10 protein-coding genes are annotated in these 12,183 nt (G+C 70.5%); 8 read left to right on the forward strand and 2 right to left on the reverse strand.

The window, feature by feature from the left end:
• Window positions 1-21 precede the first annotated feature (21 nt).
• The 8 genes from VNO22_08920 to VNO22_08955 all read left to right on the forward strand — a co-directional run bounded on the left by VNO22_08920 (window position 22) and on the right by VNO22_08955 (window position 11,172).
• Window positions 22-1,593 (forward strand): UDP-N-acetylmuramoyl-L-alanyl-D-glutamate--2,6-diaminopimelate ligase, encoded by a 1,572-nt coding sequence (locus tag VNO22_08920; protein HXG61483.1) that lies wholly within the window; start codon window positions 22-24, stop codon window positions 1,591-1,593.
• 35 nt (window positions 1,594-1,628) lie between these two features.
• The gene (locus VNO22_08925) at window positions 1,629-1,850 is read left to right on the forward strand and encodes a hypothetical protein (GenBank protein ID HXG61484.1); all 222 of its coding nucleotides are present in this window, start codon (window positions 1,629-1,631) and stop codon (window positions 1,848-1,850) included.
• The gene (gene murF, locus VNO22_08930) at window positions 1,807-3,168 is read left to right on the forward strand and encodes a UDP-N-acetylmuramoyl-tripeptide--D-alanyl-D-alanine ligase (GenBank protein ID HXG61485.1); all 1,362 of its coding nucleotides are present in this window, start codon (window positions 1,807-1,809) and stop codon (window positions 3,166-3,168) included. Before VNO22_08925 ends, murF begins: the two co-directional genes overlap by 44 nt.
• A gap of 22 nt (window positions 3,169-3,190) precedes the next feature.
• On the forward strand, window positions 3,191-4,264 hold the full coding sequence (mraY, locus tag VNO22_08935) for a phospho-N-acetylmuramoyl-pentapeptide-transferase (protein HXG61486.1): 1,074 nt from the start codon (window positions 3,191-3,193) through the stop codon (window positions 4,262-4,264).
• 190 nt (window positions 4,265-4,454) lie between these two features.
• Window positions 4,455-5,390, forward strand: coding sequence for a malate dehydrogenase (gene mdh, locus VNO22_08940; protein ID HXG61487.1), 936 nt, complete (start codon window positions 4,455-4,457; stop codon window positions 5,388-5,390).
• A 54-nt stretch (window positions 5,391-5,444) separates the two neighbouring features.
• Window positions 5,445-6,869, forward strand: coding sequence for an efflux transporter outer membrane subunit (locus VNO22_08945; GenBank protein HXG61488.1), 1,425 nt, complete (start codon window positions 5,445-5,447; stop codon window positions 6,867-6,869).
• The gene (locus VNO22_08950) at window positions 6,854-8,023 is read left to right on the forward strand and encodes an efflux RND transporter periplasmic adaptor subunit (protein HXG61489.1); all 1,170 of its coding nucleotides are present in this window, start codon (window positions 6,854-6,856) and stop codon (window positions 8,021-8,023) included. Before VNO22_08945 ends, VNO22_08950 begins: the two co-directional genes overlap by 16 nt.
• The gene (locus VNO22_08955; protein HXG61490.1) at window positions 8,020-11,172 is read left to right on the forward strand and encodes an efflux RND transporter permease subunit; all 3,153 of its coding nucleotides are present in this window, start codon (window positions 8,020-8,022) and stop codon (window positions 11,170-11,172) included. The genes VNO22_08950 and VNO22_08955 overlap by 4 nt, the downstream gene beginning before the upstream one ends.
• On the opposite strand, the gene VNO22_08960 is transcribed toward VNO22_08955, so the two are convergent.
• Both VNO22_08960 and VNO22_08965 read right to left on the reverse strand, forming a co-directional pair.
• Entirely contained in the window at window positions 11,156-11,359 is a 204-nt protein-coding gene (locus VNO22_08960; protein HXG61491.1) for a hypothetical protein, read from the reverse strand. The genes VNO22_08955 and VNO22_08960 overlap by 17 nt on opposite strands.
• 42 nt (window positions 11,360-11,401) lie before the next feature.
• Window positions 11,402-12,109: a hypothetical protein gene (locus VNO22_08965; GenBank protein ID HXG61492.1), complete on the reverse strand. Its 708-nt coding sequence runs from the start codon at window positions 12,107-12,109 to the stop codon at window positions 11,402-11,404.
• Window positions 12,110-12,183: the final 74 nt, after the last annotated feature.

Raw genomic sequence — 12,183 nt, forward strand, 5'->3', positions numbered from 1 at the left:
GGCTTGAGGAGAGGGGAAGGCATGAGCGAAGAACCTCGGCGGTCGATTCCGGCGTGGCTGCGCCACATTTATCTCTATACCGCCCGGATCCAGTATCCGCGGCGCCGAGAGGGGGGAAGGAAAATGGGCGTCCGGTTGAGCGCGCTTCTCGAGGGGCTGGCCGGCGAGTGCCTCCACTTCCGGGAGGCCGAAATCCACGACGTCACCTGCGATTCGCGCCAGGTCCAGCCGGGAACTCTTTTTGTGGCCGTGCCCGGCACGCGGCAGGACGGAGCCGCTTTCGTGGACGAGGCGATCCGCCGCGGGGCGGTCGCCATCGTCGCCGAAAAGTCCGTCCCGAGCTGCCCCGTTCCCGTCCTCGTCGTTCCGGAGGCCCGCGCGGCCCTGGCCGATCTGGCGGCGCGGTTCCACGGACACCCCACGGCGCGCCTGAACGTCGTGGGCGTCACGGGCACCAACGGCAAGACCACGACGACCTTCCTGGTCCGTTCGATCCTCGAGGCCGCCGGCCAGAAGACGGGGCTCCTGGGGACGATCCAGCACGCGATCGGCTCGCGCGTCCTGCCGAGCGACAATACGACGCCGGGGGCGGACACGCTCCAGCGTCACTTCGCCGAGATGGTCCGGGCGGGCTGCGGCGCCGCGGCGATGGAGGTCTCCTCCCACGCGCTCGACCAGGGGCGCGTCCGCGGCGTGCGCTTCGCGGCCGCGATCTTCACGAACCTCACCCGCGATCACCTGGACTACCATCCGACGTTCGAGCACTACCGCGACGCCAAGGGGAAGCTCTTCGAGATGCTCTCCCCGAAATCGATCGCGGCGCTCAACGCGGACGATCCGGTCTCCGAGCTTTACGCCGCGCGCACGCCGGCGCGCGTCCGGACCTACGCGCTCAAGCGTCCGGCGGACGTCACGGCCGCCGTGGAGCTCGTCACGTTCCACGGGACGCGGCTCGTCCTGCGGGCCGGCGGGGAGGAAGTCCGCGTCCACACGCGGCTCATCGGAACCCACAACGTCTACAACATCCTGGGCGCGGCGGCCGCCGCGTGGGGCATGGGCTACGACCTCGAGGTCATCAAGGCCGGGGTGGAGAACCTCGCCGCGGTTCCCGGCCGCCTGGAGCCCGTGGACGCCGGCCAGGACTTCGCCGTGCTCGTGGATTACGCGCACACGGACGACGCCCTCCGCAACGTTCTCGGGTGCCTGCGCCCGCTCGTCCGGGGCCGCCTGATCGTCGTCTTCGGCTGCGGCGGCGACCGGGACCGGGGCAAGCGGCCGAAGATGGGCCGCGTCGCCGCGGAACTGGCCGACCAGGTGATCCTGACGAGCGACAATCCGCGCTCGGAGAGTCCCACGGCGATCCTGTCGGACATCCTGGCGGGAGTGCCCGACCGGGAGCGCCGGAAGGTCCTCCTGGAGCCGGACCGCCGGGACGCCATCAAAATGGCCGTTTCCCTGGCGCGCAAGGACGACGCCGTGCTCATCGCCGGCAAGGGGCACGAAACGGTGCAGATTTTCCGGGACCGGACGGCGGGCTTCGACGACCGCCTCGTGGCGCGCGAGGTGCTCGGCGAAGTCGTCGGAAGCCGGTAAGCGGCGCCCCGGCGTCGCGCGAGAGAGGGGGAAGGATGCTGTCGGATCTCCATATCTACGGCGGGTTTCACCTCTCGCCCTACCTGGCCCTTCGGGTGTTCGAGGTGGTGGGCGAAATCGTCGAGCGCAACGTGGACCGGTCGTTGTCGCACCTGGACGACGACCGGTGCGAAGTGTGCCGCGCGGCGGCCGCGGCGGGAGAGGGGGCGGACGATGAATCTGGCGCGGATCGCGCGGGTCATCCGCGGGCGGCCTGACCGGCCTCTCGAGGAGCGGACGGTTTCCGGCGTTTCGACGGACACGCGGACGCTGCGGCCGGGGGACCTGTTCTTCGCGCTGCGCGGGGCGCGGTTCGACGCGCACGACTTCGTGGCCGAGGCGTTCCGCCGGGGGGCGGCCGCCGCGGTCGTGGAGCGCGATCCGGGGGCCGCGCCCGGTCCCCTGGTCTTCGTCGCCGACGCGTGGAGGGCGCTCGGGGACCTGGCCGCCGCGTGGCGCATGGCGCTTCCGGCGCGGGTGATCGCCGTGGCCGGCTCTAACGGCAAGACCACCACCAAGGACATGATCGCCCATGTCCTGGGGCGCGACCGGCGCGTGGTGAAGGCGCAGGGGAGCTTCAACAATCTCGTCGGAGTGCCGCTGACGATCTTCCAGGCGGACGCGCGGACCGAGGCGGCGGTGCTCGAGATCGGCACCAACCGTCCGGGCGAGGTGGCCCGCCTCGGGGCGATCGCCCGGCCGGACGTGGCGGTGATCGTGAGCGTGGGCGCGGAGCACCTGGAAGGCCTGGGCTCGATCGACGGCGTGGCGGACGAGGAGACGTCGCTTCTGGGATTTCTGCGCGCGGGCGGTTTCGCCGTGGTTCACGACGACCCGCGGATCCGGGCGCGGGTGCGGCTGCCGGCGGCGAAGACGGCGACCTTCGGCTTCGGCCAGGACGCGGACTTCCGGCCGGAGCGCGTGGAGCGCGAGCCGGGGGGCATGAGGTTCCGGCTGCGGGGGGTGGAGTTCCGGCTGGGCCTTCTCGGGGAGTGGAACGTGCAGAACGCGCTGGCCGCGGCGGCGGTGGCGGCCCACGAGGGCGTGTCCCTCGAGGAGTGCGCGCGGCGGCTGGCGGACTTCCGCGGGCCGAAGATGAGGATGGAGCGCCTAGAACTGGCGGGGGTGACGATTCTGAACGACGCGTACAACTCGAATCCCGAATCGGCCTCCCGGGCGGTGCGGGAGTTCGCGCGGCTGGAGACGGGCGGCCGGCGGATCGCGGTGATGGGGGACATGAAGGAGCTGGGCGCGGCTTCGGCGGAGTATCACCGGGCGCTGGGGCGGCTTCTGGCGGAAAGCGGCGTGGATGTCGTGATCGGCGTGGGCCCGGAGTGCCGCGCGCTTCTGGAGGCGGTCGGGGAAGCGGCGCAGACCCGCGGGTTCGCGCGCGTGGAGGAGCTGCGGGCGGCTCTCGGCGAGATCGTCCGCCCCGGGGACGCGGTGCTTCTGAAAGGCTCGCGGTCCGTGGGTCTGGAGCAGGTGGTCAAGTGGATCGGGGAGGGAGCGGCGGCGCCGGTGGGCTCCGGCCGGTGACCGCCGACGCGCGAGGACGGCGATGCTGCTTTGGCTTTTGGGCGAGGACTTCCGGGAAGGGATCACCCTGCGGGCGGCGATGGCGGGGATCACCGCGTTCGCGGCCTGCCTGGCGCTCGGGCCGCGCGTGATCGCCTGGCTGCGGGCCCGCAAGGTCGGGGAGCGGGTCGAAAAGGACGACTCGCGGCGGCTCGACGAGCTCATGCGGCAGAAGAAGGGGACGCCCACGATGGGCGGGGTTTTCATCGTGGCGGCGATCCTCCTGAGCGTGGTTCTCTTCGGCAACTTCGCGAATCCCGCGCTCTGGGTCCTGGCGCTGGTTCTTGTGGGCCTGGGGGCGGTGGGGGCGGCGGACGACTACCTGAAGCTTTCCGGCCGGTCGCGCACGGGAATGCGGATGCGGACGAAGCTTCTGCTGCAGGTGGCCGTGAGCCTGGCGGCGGGACTCGGTCTGGCGGGCGCGCTGCGGGCGACGGATCCCCAGACGGCGACGAAGCTTTTCACGCCCTTCGGGATCTCGTGGGACCTCGGGGTCTTCTATCCGGCGTTCGTGGCGCTGGTGCTCGTGGCCACGACGAACGCCGTCAACATCACCGACGGGCTGGACGGCCTGGCGGGAGGGTGTCTGGGGATCTCCACCTTCGCGTACGCGGTGATCGCGTACATCGTGGGGCGCGTGGACTTCAGCGCGTACCTGGAGCTTCCGTACGTCAAGGCGAGCGCGGAGCTGCCGGTGTTCTGCACTGCGATGCTCGGCGCGGTCCTGGGATTCCTCTGGTTCAACAGCCACCCCGCGCAGGTGTTCATGGGAGATTCGGGGTCCCTGCCTCTGGGGGGCGCGCTCGGGCTGGTGGCGTGCGCGACCAAGCAGGAGCTGCTGCTCTTCCTCGTGGGCGGGGTCTTCGTGATCGAAGCCTTCTCCTCGCTGCTTCAGATCCTGAGCTACAAGGCGACCGGACGGCGGATTTTCCTCATCGCGCCGCTCCACCACCATTTCCAGTTCCGGGGCCTTCCGGAGACGAAGATCACGCTGCGCTTCTGGATCGTGGCGGCGGTGATGGCGGTCTCCAGCCTGGCCCTTCTCAAGATCCGATGAAACGCTGGGAGCTCGTCCTGGCCGTGGTCCTCCTGGGCCTGGCGGAGGCGCTGGGCCGGGCGCGCCGCCGGCTGATTCGGTTTCTGACCCCGCGCCGGCCGTAGGCGCGCCCCGGGCCCCCTCGCCAATTTCTTGACGCTTCGCCGGAGGAGCCTAGAATCGGGCGCACCCTGCTCAAGGAGAACGCGCCATGCCCCGTCCGATCGTCGGCGTCGTCGGCGCCGGAAACGTCGGCGCTTCCGCGGCCCTCATGATGCTCAAGAAGGATCTCTGCGACGTGATCCTGTGCGATATCCCCCAGGTGGAGGGCATGCCCCAGGGCAAAGCCCTCGACATGTCCGAATCGCGCCAGGTGGATTACCACGACGCCAAGGCGTGGGGCACCACGCGGGTCGAGGATCTCAAGGACTGCTCGATCGTCTGCATCACCGCGGGCGTTCCCCGCAAACCCGGGATGACCCGCGAGCAGCTCCTCGAGGTCAACGCGAACATCATCCGGGACGTGACCGGAAAGCTCAAGGCGGCCGGCGCCCGCCCGATTCTCATCGTCGTGACGAACCCCCTCGACGTCATGACCTACGCCGCGATCCGCCTGACGGGGTTTCCGCGCGAGCGGGTCCTGGGCATGGCCGGCGTTCTGGATTCCAACCGGTTCGCGCATTTCGTGGCCGAGGAGCTCAAGGTCTCCCCGAAGGACATCTCCGCGATGGTCCTGGGCTCCCACGGCGACACGATGGTGGCGATGCCGCGCTTCACGACGGTCGCCGGCATTCCCATCACGGAACTCCTTCCGAAGGAGCGGATCGACGCGCTGGCGCAGAGGACCCGCGACGGCGGGATCGAGATCGTGAACCTCCTCAAGACCGGGAGCGCCTACTACGCCCCGGGCAGCTCCATCGTCGCGATGGTCGAAGCGATCCTCCACGACTCCCATCGGGTGCTCCCGTGCTCGGTGCTCCTCAAGGGCGAGTACGGGCTGGACGACGTCGTGGTCGGGGTTCCATGCAAGATCGGGGAAGGCGGGCTGAAGCAGATCCTCGAGGTTCGCCTGACGCCCGAGGAGGACGCCGCCCTCAAGCGCTCCGCGGCCGTCGTCAAGGAAAACATCCGGGCGCTCAAGTTCTGAGGGCGCTCCATAGTTCTTGACCGGCCGCCGGGCCCGGCTAGGATCGAAGGAACCTTGGCACCGGTCGCACGTATCACGACCGCCCGGGCGGTCCTCCTCGCTGGCGCGCTCCTGGCCGGATGTGCGCAGGCTCCCCCGTTCGACCCTCCCGCGCCGCCGGTCGAGGCGCCCCCGACGTGGGCTTCCGGCCCGACTCCGCCGGGCGCTCCCCGACCGGACTGGTGGAAGACCTTCGGCGATCCTCGTCTGGAGGCGCTGATCGAAGAGGGCGTCCGCCGGAGCTTCAGCCTGCGGGCCGCGGCGGCGCGCGTCGAGGCCGCGCTCGCTTTGGCCCGTATCGCCGGCGCGGACCGGCTCCCCCAGGCCTCCCTCGGCGCCCAGGCCGCGCGCCAGAAGCAGGTCTTCGTGGGCCTCGAGATTCCGGGCTTCGACGACGTCCTGGCCAGCCGCAGCTCGGTGTACGCGTTCTCGCTGGACCTCAGCTGGGAGATCGACCTCTGGGGCCGGGTCCGCAGCGCGCAGGCCGCCGCCCTGGCCGACGTCCAGGCCCAGGAGGCCGACTTCGAGGGGGCTCGGCTCTCCCTGGAAGGCCAGGTCGCGCGCGCCTACTTCGCGGCCGTCGAATCGCGCCTCCAGGCGGCGCTCGCCCGGCGCACGCTGGAGAGCTACCGGGCCACGACCGCGCGGATCGAGGAGCGCTTCCGCCTCGGCCTGCGGCCGGCGCTCGACGTGGCGCTCGCGCGGACCGCCGAAACGGGAGCCGAGTCGGCCCTCCGCCTGCGCGAAGAGGAACACGCCCTGGCGGCCCGGAGGCTCGAAGCCCTGGTCGCGCGTTATCCGCGCGGCGCCGTCGAAACCGCCGAGTCGCTTCCGCCCCTGCCGGATCCGCCCCCGGCGGGACTGCCCTCGGAACTTGTGACGCGCCGGCCGGACCTGGCCGCCGCGGAGCGGCGTCTGGCGGCGGCGGGCCTGCGCGTCGAGGAAGCCCGCGCCGCGCTCTACCCGCGGCTCAGCCTCACGGGATCCGCCGGACAGACGAGCAGCGAGCTGCGGGATCTCCTCGACGGCGACTTCAGCGTCTGGAGGATCGGCGCCAATCTGCTCCAGCCCCTGTTCCAAGGAGGGCGTCTCCGTGCCGGCGTGGAGCTGGCCCGCTCCCGGACGGAGGAGGCGCTGGCCCTCTACGCCGCCCAGGCCCTGCGGGCCTTCGAGGAGGTGGAGTCCGCGCTCGCCGCCGAGCAGGCCCTGGCCCGGCGGGAAGAGGCGCTCCGAAAGGGTTTGGCGGACGCTCGAGCCGCCCTGGACCAGGCCGAACGCCGTTATCTGGCGGGTTTGACGGATCTTCTCACGCTTCAGGAGTCCCAGCGGCGCCTTTACGACATCGAAAGCCAAATCCTCGCGGTCGTGCGCCGGCGCCTCGACACCCGGGTCCAGCTTCACCTCGCGCTCGGGGGAGGGTTCTCATGGCCGAGGGGATAAGCCTCCGCCGCCGCGCGGCGGGAGTTCTGATCGGACTGGCCCTTCTGGCCGCCGGCGCCGCGGCGTTCTTCGTCCTCGTCCGTACCGCGCCGCGTCCCGAGGCGCGCCCTTCGGAGCCGGCCCTGCCGCTCGTGCGCGTGGCGCCCCTGGAGCCCTCGGATCTCCGGGTCACGGTGACGTCCTACGGCACGGTGACCCCGCGCACGGAGACGCTTCTGGCCGCCGAGGTGGCCGGGCGGATCGTGGAGATCGCTCCCGCCCTGGCCGGCGGCGGCTCCTTCCGGGCGGGCGACGTCCTCGTGCGCCTGGAACGGCGGGACTATGAGCTGGCCCGCACGCGCGCCCGCGCGGCCCTCGCGCAGGCGCGCATGAAGCTGGCGCTGGAGCGCGCGGCGGCACGGGTCGCGGAGGAGGAATGGAAGCTCTACGGCAAGGGGGAGCCCGATCCCCTGGTGCTGCGCCGCCCGCAGGTGGCGGAGGCCGAGGCGGCCGTGGCCGGGGCCGAAGCGGCCCTGGAACAGGCCGAACGCGACCTGGCCCGAACCGAGGTAACGGCCCCCTACGACGGGCGGGTGCGGGAAAAGCTCGCCGACGTGGGCCGGTACGTCCTGCCCGGAACGGCGCTGGCCCGCGTTTACGCCGACGACGCCGCCGAGGTCCGGTTGTCGGTCTCGCTCGAGGAGGCCGGGCTCCTGGACCTGCCGGCCTCGTTCGGCGCGCCGGGGCCGGCGGTCGCGCTGCGTCACCGGCTGCGCGGCGAGCGGCGCGAGTGGGCGGGCCGGGTCGTCCGCGTCGAGGCGGAGGTGGACCCGCGGACGCGGACGATGCATCTGGTGGCGCGCGTGGACCGGCCCCGCGGAGCCGATGGAAACGGGCCGCCGCTGCTTCCGGGCCTCTTCGTGGAGGCGGAGATCGAGGGCAAGGTCGTGTCCCGCGCGTACGAAGTTCCCCGCTTCGCGCTGCGCGAGGGGAACCGTCTGATCGTCGTGGACCGCGATTCGCGCCTGCGGTTGCGGGCGGTCGAGGTCGTCCGGGCGGGCGTGCGCACGGCGATTCTGCGGGGGGGCCTGGAACGGGGCGACCGCGTGTGTCTCTCCCCCCTGGAAGCGCCCGTGGACGGAATGGCCGTGCGGACGGTCGAGGAGGAGCGGTGAACCGGTTCATCGCCTGGTGCGCCTCGAACCGGGTGGTGGCGACGCTCTTCTGGGTGGTCGTCTTCGCCGGCGGCTTCCTTTCGCTGTCCACGATGCGCGTGGAGCTTTTTCCGGAGATCACCCCGCGCCTGATCACCGTGAGCGTGGCCTATCCGGGAGCTTCGCCCGAGGAGGTCGAGCAGGCGGTGTGCGTGCGCGTCGAGGAGGCGATTCACGAGGTTCAGGGCCTCCGGACGATCACGTCCTACGCCTCGGAGGGGCAGGGCGTGGTGATGGCGGAACTGGAGTCGGGCGCCTCCGTGCCCGACGTTCTGGACCGGATCAAGTCGCAGGTGGACGCCATCACGACTTTTCCGGAAGAGGCGGAGGAGCCCGTCGTCCGGGATGTGCCGCTGGAGCTTCACGTGGCCAGCGTCGCCGTCTCCGGACGGGTTCCCGAGGACGTCCTCAAACGGTTCGCGGAGCGGGTGCGGGACGAGCTTCAGGAGCTGCCCGGCGTGACCCGGGTGCGTCTGGCCGGGGCGCGTCCGTACGAGGTGGCGATCGAGGTTTCCGAAGAGGCGTTGCGGCGCCACGGTCTGACGTTCGACGAGGTGGCGCAGGCGATCCGTCGCTCGTCGCTGGATCTTCCCGGGGGCGTTCTCAAGACGCCCGGCGGGGAGATCTTCGTGAGAGGCAAGGGCCAGGCGTACCGCGCCGCCGAGTTCGAGGCGATTCCCGTGGTCGCGCGGCCCGATGGGACGCGCCTGACGGTGGGCGACGTGGCCCGCGTCCGGGACGCCTTCGAGGACGTGGATCTGTACGCGCGATTCGACGGGGAGCCGGCGCTTCTGCTTCAGGTCTTTCGGGTGGGGGAGCAAAGCGCCCTTCGGGTGGCCGATACGGTCAAGGCGTACGTGGAACGGGCCGCCCGCGAGGCGCCCGAGGGGCTGAAGGTCGCGCTGTGGGAAGACTGGGCCAAGGTCCTTCGCGACCGCATGGATCTTCTCCGGAGAAACGGTCTTCAGGGCCTGGCGCTGGTCTTCGTGACCCTGGCGCTTTTTCTCCGGCCGCGGTTCGCGTTCTGGGTGAGCTGGGGCATCTTCGTCTCGGTCCTGGGGACGTTCTGGGTGATGCCTCTCTTCGGCGTGTCGATCAACCTGCTTTCGCTTTTCGGATTCATCCTGGTCACGGGGATTCTGGTGGACGACGGAATCGTCGTGGGGGAGAACGTCTATCGTCTCCGGCGGGAAGGGGTTCCGGCTCTGGAAGCGTCGGTTCGCGGCGCGCAGGAGATCTTTGTTCCGGTGCTTCTGGCCGTGGCGACGAACATTTTCGCGTTCATTCCCATGCTCAACCTCCCGGGTCCGAACGGCGATTTCGCGTATCCCATCCCGGTGGTCGTGATCCTGTGCCTGGTGTTTTCGCTCCTGGAGTGCTTCATTTCCCTGCCGGCGCACCTTTCGGGCCTCCGGGATCCGGCTCCCGCGGCGGGCTGGAGGGGATGGATCCCGCGGGCGCAGGATGCGGTGGCGCGGGGCCTGGAGCGGTTCGTCGCGCGGGTCTATCGGCCGTCCCTGGAGGCGGCGGTGCGTCACCGCTACGTGACGCTGGCGGCGGGGGCGGCGGGGCTTCTCGTGACGGCCGGGCTCGTGGCGGGAGGGCGGGTGAAATTCGACTTCTTTCCGCCGATCGACGCCGACAACGTGGTGGCGGGGCTGACGCTGCCCGAGGGCGCCCCGGCGGAAGCGACGGCCCGCGCCGTGGAGCGGATGGAACGCGCCGCGGAGCGGCTGCGGCAGGAGCTGGAGCGCGAGCTCGGCCGGCCGGTGTTCCGCCACGTGCTCAGCGTTGTGGGCATTCAGCCCATGAGGATGGCGCAGGATCCCTCCTGGGGGGCGAACCCCGCGGCCTTTTCGGGCAGCCACGTGGGGGAAGTGAACCTGCAGCTCGTGCCCGCCGAGGAGCGCGGGGAGATCGGGGCGACCGAACTGGCGGCGCGGTGGCGGAAACTGGCGGGGGAGATCCCCGAGGTCGAACTGACGTTCATCACGTCCGCCACGCAGTCGGGAAAGCCGATTTACGTGGAGCTTCGCGGGACGGACCTGGGCCTGCTGGCGTCCGCGTCCGAGCGCCTCAAGGAGCGGGTGGCCCGGTTCCCGGGGGTCTATCAGGTCGCCGACAGCCATCAGGCGGGCAAGCGGGAGGTTCAGGTCGCGATCCGTCCCGCGGGCGAGGCTTTGGGGCTCACCCAGGCGGACCTGGCGCGGCAGGTGCGGCAGGCCTTCACCGGAGAGGAGGCGCAGCGGATCCAGCGGGGCCGCGACGACGTGCGGGTCATGGTTCGATATCCCCCCGAGGAACGGCGGTCGCTCGGCAGCCTCATGGACCTGCGGATCCGGCTTCCCGGCGGCGTGGAGGCTCCGCTTCCCGAAGTGGCCGAGGTCGTCTCCGCGGCGGGGCCCGCGTCCATTCAGCGGCGGGATCGCCGGCGCGTGGTGACCGTGACGGCCGACGTCGACCGGGCGGCGGGCAATCCGAACGAGATCGTCCGGGAACTCGAACGGTCGGTGCTGCCGGAGCTGGTGTCCGAGTTCCCCGGCCTGGGATATTCGATGGAAGGAGAGCAGCGGGACCAGCGGGAGATGATCCAGGCGCTTCTGCGCGGGATGGTCGTGGTGCTCTTTCTGATCTATGCGGCGCTGGCGGTGAATTTCCGGTCGTACCTGCAGCCGTCGCTCATCATGCTGGCGATCCCTTTCGGGGTGGCGGGGGCGGTCCTGGCGCATTTCGTCCTGGGGATGCCGCTGACGCTTCTTTCCATGATCGGGATCATGGCCCTGGTCGGAGTCGTCGTCAACGACGCGATCGTCATGGTCGACTTCATCAACGAGGCCCGGCGGAAGGGAGCCGCGCTCCGCGAGGCGATTCTGGAGGCGGGACCGCTCCGCTTTCGGCCGATTCTTCTGACGTCGGCCACGACGTTCGTCGGGCTCGTTCCGATCATGAGCGAAAGGAGCATTCAGGCGCAGTTTCTCATTCCGATGGCGGTATCTCTCGCGTACGGGGTGATCCTGGCGACGGCGGTGACGCTCTTCCTCGTGCCGGCGGCGTACTTGGTGGTGGAGGACGTGCGCCGTCTGGGCGGTGGGGTCAGAAAATCGCCTTGACCAGAAGAAGAAGCCCCACGAGAAAAACCGGCAGGCCCAGCCACAGGAGGTGGAAGGGCTCCATGAGGAGGAGCCCCGCGCCCATCAGGACGAACCCGGCCGCGCCGATCGTCACGCGGCCGAGGATCCGCACGAGCGCTCCGGCCCAGCGGAAGGGGGACGCCAGGATCTCCTTCAAGTCGGCCAAGGCGCGCCTCCCGAAAAAGCCGTTTCTGCGGTTTCGGCCGTCTTACTCCGGGGTTCCCGCGCCCGGAGCCGAAGCCTCCTGGGCCTTCTTTTCGAGGGTGTCGTAGACTTTCATGAGCTCCAGCGCCTCCGGGGCGTCGGGGAAGTTCTTCAGAATCGCCAGCGCCTTCTGCCGCGCCAGCTCCCACATTTCCAGGTCCATGTAGGTCCGCACGTGCTGATACATCTGGGCGAGTCCTTTTTCGCGGAGCTCCCGCTGCTGATCTTCGCTCAGGGGCTCCGTCCGGGCCAGGAACTTGGGCTCCGCCTTCCAGCGGATCTCGTTGATGTTCCGGGCCACGAGTTCCGCCTCCCGCGTTCCGGGAAATTCCTTGAGGATGGCGTTGGCCTTCTCGAGCGCCAGCTCCCACATCTCGAGATCGACGTAGACCTTCATCTCGTGATAGAGGGACTCCAGGCGCCGCGGAGCGGGGGCACGGGATGGCTGGGGGGCCGGGGCCGCCGGAGGGGGGACGGCCTCGGGCGGACGGGCGGGCGCGGCCGGCCGGAGGGCGTCGAGGAAACCGGAAACGAGCGCGAAAAGCGCCGCGAAGAAGAATCCGAAGAGCGCGTGCCGGAGCGCCCCTTCGAGGCGGGGAAGGATTTCCGCGCGCGGGGCCGCCAGATGAAGCGCGGCCAGCGCTCCGGCTCCGACGACCGCGACCGTGCAGCCCAGCACGAGAGCGCCCTGAAAGAACGCGCGAAGGCTCATGCCGCTAAGCTATCCGGAGGGAGCGGGGAAAGTCAAACAGCCCTTGGCTTTTCCCCGGCGGCGGGCGTAAGATG

The organism is Planctomycetota bacterium (assembly GCA_035574235.1).
Taxonomy (GTDB): domain Bacteria; phylum Planctomycetota; class MHYJ01; order MHYJ01; family JACPRB01; genus DATLZA01.